Raw genomic sequence first — 16,428 nt, 5'->3', positions numbered from 1 at the left:
GCGCCCCGCCCGCAGGGTCCAACAAACAATTCATCCCCTCAAGCGCTAAGCTTTGAAGCAATGCTCTCGGTGCCACGAGAGAAAGGCCGGATGCGGGCGATCACCCGCGCGCTCCGGCGCGGTCGCCTTGCCGGACTTGTTGAGCATCCCTTCCACACTCGCCAAGTCGTTCACCTGCCGCGAGATCATGATACTGAGATCGTCAGACAGCCCGATCAATCCGCGGTCGAACATCCAGTGCGCCGTGCCGGACAGCGCCAAGCCGTTGCGGATCGAGTCCGGCCCGTTGTGCACAACCGGCCTGATATGCGCCGCCTGCGCTTCGGCCCGACCGCCACCATTGATCAGCTTCAAGCCGGTGAAGGCACATCTTTCATCATAGGCGGTCAATACAGCGCGCCGGAAAGCGCGGTCGCGAAACTTCTTGCAAACAAGCGAAGTGATTACTGGGTGCTCGACCTCAAACGGCATCTGCTGATTTCGAACACGGTTCTCGTCCTGTTCGTCATCGTTACCATCGGTTCGCGGCAGGAAATCCTCGTCAGGCAGACCTAGCGCGATAATCCGCGCAAAATCCGAATTCGAGAGCGGGCGCACGGCTGCCTGCGCATTGGCCAAGTCGCGCTCAACTGGCTCGCCATCCACGATGTGCGGGACCGTTGGCTGAAAAGGCAGATAGCTGCCAGGCGTAATCAGTGCGCGGTATCGGTCCGATATTTCCGGATCCGGCACGATTTTCTCAACCTTTGCGACCGCGAAAAAGCCCTTGGACTGCGGGATTTTCACCGGCTCGCGATAGACTATCCATTCGCCAACCATCTGCTTGGCGCGGCTGAGGTAAATCTTGGGAAACTGATAATGCACCTCGGGAATGTCGTCGTAGATCGACCCATCCTTGTGCATAAAAACGCCAGAAGTCATTTTGATAACTCGCTCCAGAGGTTAAGCCGTAGCACGGCTAGCAATGCAATTGCGAAAATGATCACCCAGCAAAATGGAAGTCTCAATGCAGCTAATAAGGGAAATTGAAATTTCTTATTTCCGCAGCTTTTACAAGGCAAAGCTGAGAAATATGACCGACTTAAATATCGTTTTCGGCAAGAACGATTCCGGTAAGTCAAACATTGTCCGCGCCCTAAATTTGTTTTTCAATGGCACCCCTGACCACAACCAAGAGTTCGAGTTTCCTATCGATTTTTCTGAGTTTCGCGCTTCCGAAGCAGAACAGAGCGATGATGTTAGAAAATTTCTCTACGTAAAAGTTACCTTTAACACACCGCAAAGCTTTCGCCCTTCTTTAGGTGATCAGTTTTACGTAAAAAGACAGTGGACTGTTTCTCGTGGTCAAGATTATCACGAAGAAATGTCAACGAGCATACCTTCAAACAGAAGGCACATTGCAAAACTTTTTTTAAACAAAATTCGTTTCATTTATATCCCTGCAATTAAGGATGTAACTATTTTTGAGATGTTGCTCTCAAATATCCATGAAGTCATCGCAGAGTCGGACGAATTTTTAACGACCATTGGTGACCTTTCGGAGAATCTTCACGAGTTAACTCAGAATATGTTTGATAGCCTTCCTACGGAAGTCGCTACCAGCACGAGGATCGGAGCGCCTAAGAGAATGAAGCAAATGTTTCAGACTCTCGACTTTGAGACACTTTCGGAAGGAGAATCCAATCCTAAATCGCTGACCCGCCAACGAGGCGACGGGGTGAAAGTAAGGCATATTCCGGAGCTTCTAAAATTTATCTCCGATGGTGATGGATACGACTTTCATATTTGGGGTTTCGAAGAACCCGAAAACTCTTTGGACTTCGTTGCAGCGCAATCAGAAGCGAAGCGATTTCTTTCTCTGGCAGAGGACCAGAAAATTCAGGTCTTGATGACCACGCATAGCCCGTCATTTTATAATTTAGATGACGACACCGTCTCCAAATTCTACGTCCGCAAAGGGAGTGATTCAAACTCAGAGATCGTGCAGGGGAACGGCCTGGTTCAGATCGACGTGCACGAAGGTATCAGCGAGGGTTTCTATCTACCGGCGGTTTCCGCTGCACTAAAAGACCTTTCCGTTCTCGAACAGCGGGCAAAAGCGGCCGAGAGCAACGTTACTCAATTGCGTCAAGAATTAGAACAAATTGCTCGCCCAGTGGTTCTTACGGAAGGTCGCACGGACGCGCTAATATTGCGAACCGCTTGGTCGAAATTGCGTGCAGAAGAGTTACCTTATGAGATAAGGAGTTGTGAGACAGGTGGGGAGAACGCCGGAAGCGGAAATGGCGGGGCAAGCACTCTTGCAATTCGAGTAAAAGGCGTTGCACACGATCACCCTCACCCGGTGCTCGCCCTCTTCGATCTTGATGCAGAGGGCGTAAAGGCTTTCAAACTCGACAGGAATTTCGTCGAAATCGACATTGACGACTTCGATGTCAAAAAGGGCATGCATGGACAGGCCTACGCCGCTTGCCTTCCTGCTCCAGAATTCTGCCAAGATTGCGAAGAAGTCAAAAATTTGCCGATTGAGTTTTTATTCCCTGACGAAGTCTTGTTAACCGAACACGATGGTGAACGACTAACCCTGAATCGTATGCAGGCGACCCGACAAGTCGGCACCGCAAAGGTTGACGTCGACTTGCCAGATGAGACGAAATATAAAATGGTTGGTAGGGGGAAAGAATTGTTTGCAGAACAGATTGTCCCAAATCTCGGTGAAGAGGCTTTCGCAGGCTTCGAACCCGTTCTTAATTTGATCGAAAGCGTTTTCGAGTTTAATGCCGTTCAAGAATAGCCCCTACTCCTCCCCCATCCGCAGCGCAGCGATAAACGCCTCCTGCGGGATGCTCACGTTCCCATACTCGCGCATCCGGGCCTTGCCCTTCTTCTGCTTTTCCAACAGCTTTTTCTTGCGGCTGATGTCGCCGCCATAGCACTTGGCGGTCACGTCCTTGCGCAGGGCGGCGATGGTTTCGCGGGCGATGATCTTGCCGCCGATGGCGGCCTGGATCGGGATCTTGAACAGATGGCGCGGGATCAGGTCCTTCAGCCTCTCGCACATGCCGCGGCCGCGTTCCTCGGCCACTGCGCGGTGGACGATCAGCGCCAGCGCGTCGACCGGCTCGGCGTTGACCAGGATGTTCATCTTCACCAGGTCGCCTTCGCGGGTGCCGATCTGTTCATAGTCGAAGCTGGCATAGCCGCGGCTGATCGATTTCAGCCGGTCGTAGAAATCGAACACCACTTCGTTCAGCGGCAATTCGTAGGTCACCTGCGCGCGCCCGCCGACATAGGTGAGGCCGACCTGGATGCCGCGCCGGTCCTGGCACAGCTTCAGGATCGCGCCGAGATAGTCGTCGGGGGTGTAGATGGTGGCCTTGATCCACGGTTCCTCGATCACCTCGATCCGGTTGACGTCGGGCCAGTCGGACGGGTTGTGGATCTCGATCGTCTTGGCCTCCTCGTTCTTGGTATGGCCGAGGTGGACCTTGTAGACGACGCTAGGCGCGGTGGTGATGAGGTCGAGATCGTATTCCCGGCTGAGGCGTTCCTGGATGATCTCCAGGTGCAACAGGCCCAGGAACCCGGCGCGGAAGCCGAAGCCCAGCGCGGCGCTGCTTTCCATTTCATAGCTGAAGCTGGCATCGTTGAGCCGCAGCTTGCCGATGCTCTCGCGCAGTTTTTCGAAATCGGCGGCGTCGACCGGGAACAGGCCACAGAACACCACCGGCTGCACTTCCTTGTAGCCGGGCAGCGGGGTGTCGGACCCGCCCTTCACCGTGGTGATGGTGTCACCGACGCGGGCCTGCTCCACCTCCTTGATCTGGGCGGTGATGAAGCCGATTTCGCCGGGGCCAAGCTCGGGCAGGTCGATGCGCTTGGGGGTGAAGGCGCCGACGCGGTCGATCAAATGCTGGGTGCCGCCCTGCATGAAGCGGACGTTGAGGCCCTTCTTCAGCACGCCGTCGATCACCCGCACCAGGATGACGACGCCAAGGTAGGGATCGTACCAGCTGTCGACCAGGCTGGCGGTGAGCGGGGCGTCGCGGTCGCCCTTGGGCGGCGGGATACGCTTGACCAGCGCCTCCAGCACGTCTTCCACGCCAAGGCCGGACTTGGCGCTGGTCAGCACCGCGTCGCTGGCGTCGATGCCGATGATGTCCTCGATCTCCTTGCGGACCATCTCGGGCTCGGCCGCGGGCAGGTCGATCTTGTTGATGACGGGGATGATCTCGTGATCGTGCTCGATCGATTGGTAGACATTGGCGAGCGTCTGCGCCTCCACCCCTTGCGCCGCGTCGACCACCAGCAGCGCGCCCTCGCACGCGGCCAGGGACCGGCTGACTTCATAGGCGAAGTCGACATGGCCGGGCGTGTCCATCAGGTTGAGCTCGTAAGTCTCGCCGTCAGACGCGGTGTAATTGAGGCGCACGGTCTGCGCCTTGATGGTGATGCCGCGCTCCTTCTCGATGTCCATGTTATCAAGTACTTGCTCGGACATTTCGCGGTCGGTCAGCCCGCCGCACAGCTGGATCAGCCGGTCGGCCAGGGTCGACTTGCCATGATCGATATGGGCAATGATCGAGAAATTGCGGATTTTTGAAAGGTCAGTCATTTGGCTGCGCCAATAGCCGCCTCGCAGACGCTTGTCAGCAGGGGTTATCGTTGGTCAGGCCAAAGGGCTCAGTTTTGCAGCCTCGCGGAGTCCGAAGTCAGGTCAATCTGCATGAACTTCGGATTGGTCTTGCGACCCCCACCATTGTTTGCAGGCTGATAATGCCCGGGCGGCAATGCCGCTAGGGGCATACCGGCTGCGGCCAGCATATAGGGTGAAATCCGGTGGCGCGTGCACAGTCCGTCAGCGCCGTCACTTACCAGCGCCGTTTCAAACTCGATGCCTTGCTCCGCTCCTTCAGAGCGCCGCACGATGCCAACAGCCAATTGCCCGCCGCCAAGGTCGAGCACGAGGCCAGTGCCAAGTGGCACGTCAAGCAAGCCTTCGATCCGCGCGCCGGTCTTCGACAAATTGCGCATGACCGCCTCGTAGCGATGGTCCTCGTGGATTACGCCGATGCGGCGGAACACGGCGCGACGATCCGCGCGATGCTTGGCTGGGCCCTTGGGCGCAAATACCAGTTCGCCGTCCTCTAGCCGTCGGGTCACTTCGTCATAGGGGATAGCCTTGGAGAAGATGAAGCCCTGGATCAGATCAGCGCCCTGTTCGCAGACCAGTTCCAGTTCGTCTTGTGCCTCCACCCCTTCGGCAACGGTTATCATGCCCAATGCACGCGCGAGACTGACGATGGCGGTTATGATGGCCAGATTATTATTGTCGCTGTCGGTTGCACCACGCACGAAGCTCTGGTCGATCTTGATCTTGTCGAACGGTGCAGTCTTGAGATAGCCGAGCGAGGAGTAACCGGTACCGAAATCATCCAGTGCCAGTTTTACGCCCAGCTTTTTCAGGCTTTGGAACATGTCCTGCGTCGTCGCCGGATCGCCGATGAAGACGCTTTCCGTCAATTCGAGTTCAAGTCGCTCCGGTTCCAGTCCCGACGCATCGAGCGCGTTCTTCACCACGACCGGGAGGTCGGCATTGCCGAACTGGACGGCCGATACGTTAACGGCGATGCCGACGCCGTGCGGCCACGTCGCCGCATCCTTGCAGGCCTTTTTCAGAACCCACTCGCCGATATCGGTGATCAAGTTGGCTTCCTCGGCCACGGGTATGAAATCCGCCGGGCTGATCCAGCCCCGCTCAGGATGTTCCCAGCGCAACAGGCATTCGAAGCTTCTTACCTTGTGGGTATCTGCCTCAACGAGCGGCTGGTAGTGCAATTGCAATTGCTCCTGAACCAGCGCGTCCCGTAAATCTTCCTCGATCTGCCGTCGCAGGCGCGCACCGTCCTTGAGTTCGCTCGAATAGAATCGGAACTGGCCCCGCCCCCCACCTTTGGCGGCATAAAGGGCAAGATCGGCGGCGCTGATCAGCTCGTCGGTCTCGATCCCATCGAACGGCGCGATCGCGATACCGACCGAGGTCCCGATGATGGCCCGGGCCCCGTCAATCGAGTACGGCTGGGAAACCATCTGGATCACGCGCGTGGCGAGATCGCCCAATTTACCGCGATCCTCTATATCGGGGAGCGTGATCTGGAACTCGTCACCCCCCAGGCGCCCGATCTCGCCGGTGTTTCCGATAATCCGTTGCAAGCGCTGCCCAACCTGCTTGAGCAATTCGTCGCCGGCGGGATGGCCGAGCGTGTCGTTGACCTGCTTGAACCGATCAAGGTCGAGCACCATCAGAGCACAGCTCCGCTTGGCGGCCTTGTAGGCGATCAGCGTGGAAGTCAGCCGCTTGGTCATGCGGTGGCGGTTGGCAAGCCCCGTCAGCGAATCATACTCGGCCAATCGACCGGTCTCGCGGCGGCTCTCGCGGACAGCGGAAATATCGCGCGCGCTGCCGCGATAACCGAGGAATGTGCCCTCCTCGTCGATCTGCGGCTTGCCGGAAATGACCCACCAGCTATGCTTGTCATCTGCAGAGATGCGCACTTCGAGATCAGAGATGGTGCTCCTGGCACGTAGAAGGAAGGGTAGTGGTCGTTGGACCTGCTCGTCAGGATCTTCGTTGTCGCGGTCGAGGATAAACAACTCGGACAACGGCCGCCCGAGGATCTCGGAGACATCACGGCCAAATTGCTTGGCGGCGTTTTCGGAAAGGTAGATCAGCTTGCCATCGGCATCGGTCGCCCAGAACCAGCCAAGGTTGGCATTTTCGAAATCGTCGAGCAGCCTAAGGCGGCGCACATCGGACCCGCCAATCACGGACTGCTCGCCAAGCTGTTCGGCTGGCTGATCGCTTTCGCGACGTCTCGAAAAGATATTGCCGATGGCCATGGCTATGCAAAAATCCTCTAGGATACCCCTTGTTTCGACCCGAAACGCAGATGTTCACCTGCAATGTGACCCGTATCCCTTATTGCCTACTTTCGCGTTAACTTAACTGGCCCGCTTGAGGGCAAATGTCGTGTCGGTGGCCTGCAAGTTCAGCTTACCCGGTTCGAGCTGCGGCATGGCCTGTGCGAACTCGAGGCCCATGCGATCATCTTTGCTCCACCGCGCAGTTCCGGTGACGCTCATCTTCTCGGTTATCGCGACACGAAAAATCGTCCCTGGCGGCACGTTCCACAATCCTTCAATCAATGCCCCCGTGCTTGAAATATTGCGAATGGTGCCGTGATAATGTTGGTTGCCATGTTCGAGCACAATCTTGCGCAGCATGCTCTGGCGCGGGGCACGGCTCGATTGTGGACCGCAGGCAATAGCCGACAGACCTGTTTTGAGACGCTCTGTGGCATTCTCGCGCGTCAGGGGTTTCTCGTAAATATAGCCCTGGATATGACTGCAGCCATGCATGCGAACAAGGTCGAGTTCGTCGCCCGTTTCGACTCCTTCCGCGGTGGTATCCATCCCCAGTTCCTGCGCAAGGCTGGTAATGGAGGCGATGATCGCACCATTCCGGCTACCGGGCTGGGTTGCCCCCCGCACGAAGCTCTGGTCGATCTTGATCTTGTCGAACGGGGCGGTCTTGAGATAGCCAAGCGAGGAATAACCGGTGCCGAAATCATCGAGCGCCAGCCTTACGCCGATGTCCTTGAGGCTCGCGAACATGGCATCGCGGCCGGCGTCGTCGTTGAGGAACACACTTTCGGTAATCTCAAGCTCCAGCCGGGCAGGCGAGATTTGCGCCCTCGCGATGGCATCGAGGACAATGCGGGGTAGTTGCTCGTTGGCAAACTGAACCGGTGAAACATTGACCGCACACCGGATCTGTTCCGGCCATTGGGCCAGATGCTGGCACGCTGTACGAAGGACCCATTCACCGATCGGCTGGATCAGGCCGGTGTCCTCGGCAATCGGAATGAACTTGGCCGGGCTGACGAAGCCGTGCACGGGACTGTTCCAGCGAAGGAGCGCCTCGAACCCGTCGATCCGCTCGGTCGCCGTATGGACCACCGGCTGGTAATACAGCTCCAGCTCGCCGTTCTGAATGGCGTCCCGCAAGTCCTGTTCAAGCATCGAGCGTTCTTCGGCCTTCGAATGCAGGTCATTCGAATAGAAGTGGTGCCGTGCCCTCCCACCGTCCTTGGCAGCGTAAAGTGCAAGGTCGGCGTTGCGGATGATGTCGTCGCTGGATTCGCCGTGCTCAGGTGAGATGGCGATACCGACCGAGGCGCCGATAACCACGCGCTGGCCATCGACGGTGTAAGGTTGCGACAATGCGCCTATGATCCCCGCTGCGAGATGGGCACATTGCTCGCGCGGCACGCGGCCTGGCAATATGACCTGGAATTCATCGCCACCCAAGCGACCCACGCGTCCGTTCTCGCCGACCGTATTTTCCAGCCGAAGCGAGACTTGCTTGAGCAGCGCATCGCCGGCTGGGTGGCCGAGCGTATCGTTGACGTGCTTAAACCTGTCGAGATCGAGCAGGAATACCGCGCATTCGCGATGCGCGGGGTTCGGTGTGCTGAGAATTTTCTCCAGGGTTTGCGACATCTGGTGGCGGTTGGCGAGCCCGGTCAGAGAGTCGAAATGCGCCAGTCGCGAGGCTTGCTCCTGGCTGCGTTTCTTCTCGGTCAGATCGGTACCCGAGCCGCGGAATCCGCAAAAGTTCTGGAAGCTGTCGAAGATCGGACGTCCCGATATGGTCCACCAGCGTTCCTCGTCTCCTGCAGCGCGGACGGCCAGTTCCTGAAAGGCCGAGCGCGCCGAGAGATGGAAAGAAAGAGTCCTTTCGCCTTCGCGATTGTCTTCAGCAAGGTCGAACAGTGTAGTGATCGGGCGACCGATAAGTTCACCAGGCTCGGATCCGATATGGAAGGCAACGGGCGCGGAAAGATAGGTGAGCAGACCCCGGCGATCGGTCTCCCAGAACCAGCCGTGGCCGGTTTCCTCGTAATCGCGCAGGATATCGATGGCGCGATTGAGAATACGTTCATCGGCCTGTCGCTTCTCGTCGCGCGCCTGGTCCATCTTCGCCTGGTATCGCGCCAGCAATGCCAGCCCGATGACGAGGCCCGCGAAAACGGCATAGGTCCGGGGTTCACCGGACAACAAGGCCAAGGGCGCCCAGGATGATGCAAGACACCCGGAAACCAGGTTCGGTCGCCCGCTCAGCAAGGTCGCGGAAACGGCGTTCAGGCTGACGATTGCGGCGAGGGCAAAAGCTACGGGAAAATCCGCAAGGGCAATCCACAAGCCGAATGCCAGCCCATAAAGGCCCGACGGCACGAGAGAAACTGCGACGGCAAGCGGTGCGGCTACTGCCAAGTCTTGTGGATAGGTTCGTTCCCACTGGCTGACGCGTTGTCCGACGAGGAACAGCAAACCAGCGCTCAGCAGGCAAAACATAGTCCAGGTGGGAGGCAATCCGGCATGTAGAGCCGATCCTGCGATACCAGCGACCAGCGGCACCATGCTGGCGAAGTACCAACGCCTTGGCAGGACATAAGTCTCTGTCATCGCGATTTTTTTTGAGGTGCGAGTCGATCCGCGCGCGGTGTCGGGATCACGGCGATCATCGCGCCCGCGCGCAGGTTTGCCGGACGACTTCTTTGGCCTAACGGGGCGCGCTTCGGCATTTGCGGTTGCAGGCACGCGCAATGCCGCGGGCTCTGGCCCCTTCGGGATCTGATCGTTTGGAATGGTGCCGCCCATAGGTTCGCTATGCCTGCGAGCGGTTTACAAAGGATAAAAGCGATACTGACCAATCGTGGTTAATCACCCTGCCACCCAATGCGAAGGCTATGGAAACCCCGTATTTTGTTCCCCTTGCCAGTTTAAGGGCGACAGGGCATCTTGCTCCTCATCGGGAGAGGGGCACCGTATTGCGACACATCGCTGTTATCGGATCGGGACCGGCTGGATATTACACTGCCGAGGCGGCCCAGAAATTATGGGAAAGCGAGGTCGCCGTTGATATCTTCGACCTGCTTCCCGTCCCTTACGGCCTGATCCGCACCGGCGTTGCCCCGGACCACCAATCTATCAAGGGTGTTTCGCGCAGGTTCGAGAAGACCAATCTGTCCGAGAACGTGCGGTTCGTAGGCAATGTGGCTGTTGGCCGCGATATCATGATCGATGAGTTGCAGGACCTCTATGACGCGGTGATCCTGGCAACCGGCGCTCCGCTGGATCGCGAACTCGATTTGCCCGGCAAGGAACTGGGCAACATCTTCGGAAGCGCGGCATTCGTGGGCTGGTATAATGGGCATCCCGAATTTGCGGGACTCGATCCGGATCTGTCGGGTCGTCATGCAGCTGTCATCGGCATGGGCAATGTCGCTCTCGACGTGGCGCGCATTCTGGCCAAGACTCCTGAAGAATTTGAAGGTGCCGATATCGTCGCCCATGCGCTCGAAGCACTGGCGGCCAGCAATATCGAGACGGTCACCATCGTCGGCCGACGCGGCCCCCACCAAATTATGATGACGCCCAAGGAATTGGGTGAACTCATGCATCTCCAGCGTGCCAGCCCGATGGTCGACCCATCAGACCTGCCCGACGAGGAGGAGGACGCGCTGCTGGAACCGGGGCTGCGCAAATCGGTTCGGCACCTGCGAGATTTTGCAGCGATCCCTGCCAGCATCCAGGGTGAGACACCGGTCACCATCGAATTCGACATGTTCGCCAGCCCGGTCGCATTCAAGGGCGACAGCAGGGTCAGTGCGATCGAGGTCGAGGAGACCAGGGTCCAGGCCGGTCGCGCCATCGGCACTGGCAAGACCTATGACATCAATGCCGATATCGTCATCGCCTGCATCGGCTATCGCACTTCGCCCATCCCGGGCGTACCGTTTGACGAGCGCGCGGGGCGTTTCGCCAACGACGAAGGGCGGATCCTGCCGGGCCTTTATTGTGTCGGCTGGGCACGTCGTGGCCCGTCAGGCACGATCGGCACCAATCGCCCGGACGGCTATGGCGTGGTCGAAAAGATCGCCGAGGACGCCGACAGTGGCGCGCTGGGCCGTGGGCGCAAAGCCGGCCGCAAGGGGTTTGATGCGTTGGCGCAGGAGCGCGAGCTCGATATCGTCACCTTCCGCGATTGGAAGCGCATTGAGGAAGCCGAAGAGGCTGCCGCCCGCGATGGTGCGCCTCGCGAGAAGTTCGTCGACATTGCCAGCATGATCGCTGCCCGAGATTGAAAACCACTGTAGTTGCCCTTGGGGGCGACCAGGTGATTTTCGCTATCCGATAGCCAAGACCCACGTCCATTTGCTAGGAACCGGGCGAGCATGGGGAAATGCGGGCGCGAGGATACGCGCCATGTCAGCTCTAGGAGAACGCAAGCAATGGCCGTGGAATTTGAAGACGAAGCCGCCCAGCATACCAACGCGTTGGGTCCGCTGGTTGGACTGACTCGGGAAGACATCTTTGGGGCAGTCGCCGTGCTTCTGCGCGAAACCGCCTCCAATCCACAGCGGATGATGCGCCATGGCCAGGAAATGGGCAGCGACATGATCAAGATCATGACAGGCAAGAGCGAGCTTGCCCCCGCCCCCCGCGACAAGCGGTTCATGGACCCGGCCTGGCAGTTTAACCCCTTCATGCGCGCTGGGATGCAGTATTATCTCGCCGTCCAGAAAGGCATGGGCAAGTGGCTCGACGATCTCGAACTCGACGACCTCGAGAAAGACCGTGCGCGATTCATCTCTACTATCATCATCGACGGGCTTGCCCCCACCAACACCCTTATGGGTAACCCGACAGCACAGAAACGCCTTATCGACAGCGGCGGACTGAGCCTCATCAAGGGCCTCAAGAACGCCTATACCGACATCACCCAGAACAAGGGGATGGTCAGCCAGGTCGACAAGCGTCCATTCAAGCTGGGCGAGAACATCGCCACGTCGAAAGGCTCGGTCGTGCTGCGGACCGAGATGATGGAACTCATCCAGTACGCACCGACGACGGACGAGGTCTATGAGATCCCGCAACTGACTATTCCGCCGCAGATCAACAAGATGTACATCAACGATCTCACCCCCCAGAAATCGGTGGTGAAGTTCCAGCTCGACAATGGCATCCAGACTTTCGTCATTTCGTGGCGCAATCCATCGAAAGACCAGGGCCACTGGGACATGGCTGATTATGTTCGTTCTTGCCGAGAAGCCATGGAGGCCGTCATCTCCATTACGGGTGCGAAAAAAGTCAATGTGTCAGCCGGCTGTTCGGGCGGACAGACAGCAGCCATGCTGGCGAGCAAGATGGCGAGCGACAAGGACGATCTTCTCGGCGCGCTGACATTGATGGTTTGCGTCTTGCATCCCAAACAAAACGATATCGAGGCTGGCAGCCTGATCAGCAAGAACGGGCTCGAATTGGCGCGCCAGCGAGCAGCGAAGAAGGGCATTATCAAGGGTGATGACCTGGCTCGCGGCTTCGCATGGCTAAGGCCCAATGACCTGATCTGGAACTACGTCATCAACAATTATCTGCTGGGCGACGATCCGCCCGCATTCGACGTGTTGTTCTGGAATGCCGACGCAACCAATCTCTCGGCCGCATTGATGGGTGATTTCCTTACCGTTTTCGAAACCCTTGCCTTTACCAAGAAGGGCGAGGTCGACATGGTCGATCACAAGATCGACCTGTCGAAGGTCAAGAGCGACCTGTTCATCCTAGGCGGGGTGACCGACCATATCACCCCATGGAAAGCGACCTACCGATCCACCGACCTGTTCGGTTCGAAGGACGTGACCTATGTCCTTTCACATTCGGGCCATATGCAGGCGATCCTCAACCCGCCGGGCAATCCGAAGGCGCGGTATTACATCAACAAGGCAAAAAAACTGCCCGATACGGCTGACAAATGGCAGCAAGGGGCGGAAGAGGTCGCCGGCAGTTGGTGGCCCTACTGGATGGAATGGGTGCAGAAGCGTTCGGGCAGTAAAAAAGCCGCACCAGCGGAAACCGGGAATGAAAATTTCACTTCTCTGGACCCTGCGCCCGGTCTGTACGTAGTGGAGGAGGTGTGAGCTGAATTCACGCCGCTGCCATTACAAGGATCGCGCATGACTGCCTCGAAAAACAAAACGATGACCGCCACGATCACGATGGAGGATATTGGCGGTCGCACGTTGCGCGTGGCGCGATGGCGGTTGGACAAACCATCGGATCATCCGCCAATCCTGTTCTTCAACGGTATCGGCGCCAATATCGAGGCCGTGGCTCCGCTGGCCGAGTCGCTCGATGATCGCGGTTTCATTATGTTCGATATGCCCGGAACCGGTGAATCTCCCGATCCCAAGCTGCCCTACAACCCCTTCACCATGAGCTGGACGGCGGCGAAATTGCTCCGCCGCCTCGATATCGAGGAAGTCGATGTCATGGGTGTGAGCTGGGGTGGCGCCATGGCGCAGCATTTCGCGCTCCAGCACGGCGGCATGGTGCGCAAACTCGTGCTGCTCGCGACGACAGCGGGGATGCTAATGGTGCCTGGCAAACCCGCGGCCTTTACCAAGATGGCCAACCCGCGTCGCTATATTGATCCGGAATTCATGAACGAGCATTTTGCGACGCTTTATGGCGGGTTCGACAAGGACGGGGCTGCGCACCAGAAGGACAGCCATATCGGCCGCCTCAAGCCCCCTTCGCCGCGTGGGTATATTTACCAACTGCTGTGCATGCTCGGGTGGACCAGCGCCCCAGCGCTGCCATTCCTTGGCAAGCCGACGCTGATCATGATGGGAGACGACGACCAGATCGTGCTGCCGATCAACGGCAAGATCCTCAATGCGCTTATTCGCGATAGCAGACTGCACATGATCGAGGGCGGCGGTCACCTGTTCCTGCTGACCCATGCGGATGAAAGCATTGCCGAACTGCGAGCGTTCCTGAACGAGGTCGAGGGGACCAAGGCCGAAGCGGCCTAAGCTGGACAGCTACGCTTCAATGTGAGACCCCTCGATGTCGAGAGGGGCGATTGGCTGGTGGTTACGATCCCCAGCTACGCTCGACAAAAAGAGCGCATTGAACCGATGCTAATTGCCGACCCGTCGCCCGAGACGCGCCCGATCATCGAACGTCCGGCGACCGGGACAGGCGGAGCGCTGGGTAGGACCGGCTTTGCCTGGGCCGTCTTTGAATGGGCGCGCAATCCTTATTACATCTTGATCGTCATTTATATTTTCGCGCCTTATTTTGCGCGAGATATAATCGGCGCAGACTTGTTGGCAGGCGGCACCCTGGCCGGACTTGGAGCTGACGAGGCGCTCAGGACCGCCAACGCCCAAGGCCAGACTACAATCGCCTCGGTCACCAAATGGGCCGGGTTTATCGCCGCCCTGACTGCTCCATTTCTCGGCGCGGCACTTGATCGCGGTGGCCGGCTCAAACCGATATTGGCGCTATTTCTCGGCAGCATCGTGATATGTTCGGGCATGCTGTGGTTCGCCATGCCGGGCGGCCAAGGCTTGCCGGTGTGGGCAATCATGGCGCTGCTGGTGACGGCCTATGTCAGCTATACCTATTCCGAGGTCACTCATAACGCGATGCTGTCAGTCGCGGGATCGCGGGATCGCCTGTCGATGATCTCGGGAGTTGGCCTGGGGCTTGGCAATCTGGCAGCTGTGTTGATTTTTGTCGGGATTGCTTTGCTGTTAATCCTGCCGGGCGCAATCCAATGGCCTTTTGCTGAGCCACAATTCGGCATGGATCTCAGCCGGTTCGACCATGCCCGCATCGTGGGACCCATATGCGCGGTCTGGCTGGCTACGTTCTCAATTCCCTTCTTCCTGTACGCCCGCGATCCCGGCGTGCCCGGCGCAAGCTGGCGCTTGGCAGTCGGCAGCGGCTTTTGCTCTGTTCTCAAGACCCTGCGCGAAGCAGCCCACTACCCTGACCTGATGAAATTTCTCATTGCACGGATGCTCTATGCCGATGGCATGGCGGCGCTGCTGGCGCTGGGCGCGGTGTATGTGGCGCTGTTCCTCGGCTGGGGATTCCTCGAAATGCTGTGCTACGCCATCTTCGCTTCCGCATGGGCGTTTCTCGGCGGTATTTTCGGCGGCTGGCTCGATGGCAAGGTCGGCGTCAAACGTGCGCTCATAATCGAGATCATCGGCATGGTGGCGACATTGGTGGTACAACTGTCGATCACCCGCGAAAGCCTGTTTTTCGGACTGGTGGAGAACACACGCATCTGGGACGGGATCGTGTTCGCAACGCTATCGGACCTTGTCTACCTGTCGCTCATCAGCGTGGTAGCCGTGACGGCCACCGCCAGCATTTCTTCCAGTCGCACCATGCTCGTCACCCTCGCCCCGCCGGGCCGAAGCGGCGAGTTCTTCGGTCTCTATGCCATTGCCGGGACAATCACGGTGTGGATGGGGCCATTGCTGGTCGAATTTTTCACCAGCACCTTCAACGACCAGCGGATCGGCATGGCGTCGATATCGGTATTGTTCGTGGCAGGGCTGGCAGTGCTGGCTTTTGTCAGGATGCCGGAGCGACAATAGGCAGCCAATCGCGCAAGATCGCATTGACCTTGACGGGCGCGTCCTGCTGGACCCAGTGCGAGACGCCCGGCAAGCGCGCAATCTCGATATCGGTTACCCATCGCTCGTGCCCTTCCGAACAGCGGATATTGAGCGCCACATCCTCTTCGCCCCAGACCAGCAGCGTAGGCACGTCGACCTGGAAGTCGCCAAGGTCTACCGAGCCGCGATGTCGCATCGCGGCGCGGTAATAATTGACCATCGCTCGGGGTGCTCCGGGCTGGCCTGCCGCTGCGGAATAGACCGCCCGCACATCTGCACCAAAGCGTTCTGGATTGCAGCTGGTTCGCTCAAAAAGCTGACCGATGCCTCGGCCTTTGTTTGCCCCCAACCGGCGCTCCGGTAGCCATGGCAGCTGGAAGAAGAAGACATACCAACTCTTCCTCAATTGCTCCCAGCGCTTTAGCTCGCGTTCGAGCACCTTGGGGTGCGGCACGTTCATGATCACCAGCCGCTCGATCGGACGCAGCTTCAGGATGGCGAAGGTCCAGGCGATGATCGCCCCCCAGTCATGCGCGATAAGCGTCACCTTTCTCGCCCCACTGGAGTCGATCAGCGCGGCGATGTCCCGGGTCAGATGATCGAGCGCATAGTCGCGCACGGCGTGGGGCCGCGATGTTCCGCCATAACCGCGCAGATTGGGCGCCCAGACGCGGTAGCCCATCCCAGCCAGCAGCGGGATCTGATTGCGCCAACTGTAATGAAGCTCGGGGAAGCCGTGCAGGCACAGGGCGAGATGGTCGCCCTCGCCCGCCATGGCGACCTCGAAAGTAAGCCCATTGGCCTCGATCCAATCGATCGAGATCCCGCTCGCCGCATCGGGCTTCCAACTCGGTGTTCCGTCCATCGCAGGAAGCTTAGCATC

The 16,428-nt window shown here is 58.4% G+C and carries 10 protein-coding genes; 5 read left to right on the top strand and 5 right to left on the bottom strand.

Going from position 1 to position 16,428, the window contains the following annotated elements:
• Positions 1 to 45: 45 nt before the first annotated feature.
• A complete protein-coding gene (locus tag ACXYL9_RS06695) occupies positions 46 to 921 on the bottom strand; it encodes an HNH endonuclease (protein ID WP_459038803.1) in 876 nt (291 codons plus the stop codon).
• Positions 922 to 994: 73 nt separating this feature from the next.
• On the opposite strand from ACXYL9_RS06695, the gene ACXYL9_RS06690 reads away from it, so the two are divergent.
• On the top strand, positions 995 to 2,794 hold the full coding sequence (locus ACXYL9_RS06690) for an ATP-dependent nuclease (RefSeq protein ID WP_459038802.1): 1,800 nt from the start codon (positions 995 to 997) through the stop codon (positions 2,792 to 2,794).
• Between the two features lie 3 nt (positions 2,795 to 2,797).
• Here ACXYL9_RS06690 and lepA read toward each other — a convergent pair whose 3' ends face one another.
• From lepA to ACXYL9_RS06675, 3 genes are all read right to left on the bottom strand, one after another.
• The gene (lepA, locus tag ACXYL9_RS06685) at positions 2,798 to 4,615 is read right to left on the bottom strand and encodes a translation elongation factor 4 (protein ID WP_459038801.1); all 1,818 of its coding nucleotides are present in this window, start codon (positions 4,613 to 4,615) and stop codon (positions 2,798 to 2,800) included.
• Positions 4,616 to 4,683: 68 nt separating this feature from the next.
• The gene (locus ACXYL9_RS06680) at positions 4,684 to 6,900 is read right to left on the bottom strand and encodes a putative bifunctional diguanylate cyclase/phosphodiesterase (RefSeq protein WP_459038800.1); all 2,217 of its coding nucleotides are present in this window, start codon (positions 6,898 to 6,900) and stop codon (positions 4,684 to 4,686) included.
• 102 nt (positions 6,901 to 7,002) lie between these two features.
• Positions 7,003 to 9,528, bottom strand: coding sequence for an EAL domain-containing protein (locus ACXYL9_RS06675; RefSeq protein ID WP_459038799.1), 2,526 nt, complete (start codon positions 9,526 to 9,528; stop codon positions 7,003 to 7,005).
• 365 nt (positions 9,529 to 9,893) lie between these two features.
• Between ACXYL9_RS06675 and ACXYL9_RS06670 the strand changes: the two genes are divergently transcribed.
• The 4 genes from ACXYL9_RS06670 (at position 9,894) to ACXYL9_RS06655 (ending at position 15,524) form a co-directional block, all read left to right on the top strand.
• On the top strand, positions 9,894 to 11,210 hold the full coding sequence (locus ACXYL9_RS06670) for an FAD-dependent oxidoreductase (protein ID WP_459038798.1): 1,317 nt from the start codon (positions 9,894 to 9,896) through the stop codon (positions 11,208 to 11,210).
• Between the two features lie 147 nt (positions 11,211 to 11,357).
• Positions 11,358 to 13,043: a PHA/PHB synthase family protein gene (locus ACXYL9_RS06665; RefSeq protein WP_459038797.1), complete on the top strand. Its 1,686-nt coding sequence runs from the start codon at positions 11,358 to 11,360 to the stop codon at positions 13,041 to 13,043.
• A 36-nt stretch (positions 13,044 to 13,079) separates the two neighbouring features.
• Positions 13,080 to 13,940, top strand: coding sequence for an alpha/beta fold hydrolase (locus ACXYL9_RS06660; protein ID WP_459038796.1), 861 nt, complete (start codon positions 13,080 to 13,082; stop codon positions 13,938 to 13,940).
• Positions 13,941 to 13,961: 21 nt separating this feature from the next.
• On the top strand, positions 13,962 to 15,524 hold the full coding sequence (locus ACXYL9_RS06655; protein WP_459038795.1) for an MFS transporter: 1,563 nt from the start codon (positions 13,962 to 13,964) through the stop codon (positions 15,522 to 15,524).
• Here ACXYL9_RS06655 and ACXYL9_RS06650 read toward each other — a convergent pair.
• A complete protein-coding gene (locus ACXYL9_RS06650; protein ID WP_459038794.1) occupies positions 15,502 to 16,410 on the bottom strand; it encodes an alpha/beta fold hydrolase in 909 nt (302 codons plus the stop codon). The two genes, ACXYL9_RS06655 and ACXYL9_RS06650, sit on opposite strands and share 23 nt — an antisense overlap.
• Positions 16,411 to 16,428: the final 18 nt, after the last annotated feature.

Source organism: Qipengyuania sp. CAU 1752 (assembly GCF_054482615.1).
The sequence above is the reverse complement of the archived record's forward strand: the minus strand, read 5'-3'. Positions and strand labels throughout refer to the sequence as shown.

What these genes read in the sequence shown, in the direction of transcription:
- ACXYL9_RS06695 (WP_459038803.1), bottom strand. Translation starts at nt 921, where the DNA reads ATGACTTCTGGCGTTTTTATGCACAAGGATGGGTCGATCTACGACGAC.
- ACXYL9_RS06690 (WP_459038802.1), top strand. Translation starts at nt 995, where the DNA reads ATGGAAGTCTCAATGCAGCTAATAAGGGAAATTGAAATTTCTTATTTC.
- lepA (WP_459038801.1), bottom strand. Translation starts at nt 4,615, where the DNA reads ATGACTGACCTTTCAAAAATCCGCAATTTCTCGATCATTGCCCATATC.
- ACXYL9_RS06680 (WP_459038800.1), bottom strand. Translation starts at nt 6,900, where the DNA reads ATGGCCATCGGCAATATCTTTTCGAGACGTCGCGAAAGCGATCAGCCA.
- ACXYL9_RS06675 (WP_459038799.1), bottom strand. Translation starts at nt 9,528, where the DNA reads ATGACAGAGACTTATGTCCTGCCAAGGCGTTGGTACTTCGCCAGCATG.
- ACXYL9_RS06665 (WP_459038797.1), top strand. Translation starts at nt 11,358, where the DNA reads ATGGCCGTGGAATTTGAAGACGAAGCCGCCCAGCATACCAACGCGTTG.
- ACXYL9_RS06660 (WP_459038796.1), top strand. Translation starts at nt 13,080, where the DNA reads ATGACTGCCTCGAAAAACAAAACGATGACCGCCACGATCACGATGGAG.
- ACXYL9_RS06650 (WP_459038794.1), bottom strand. Translation starts at nt 16,410, where the DNA reads ATGGACGGAACACCGAGTTGGAAGCCCGATGCGGCGAGCGGGATCTCG.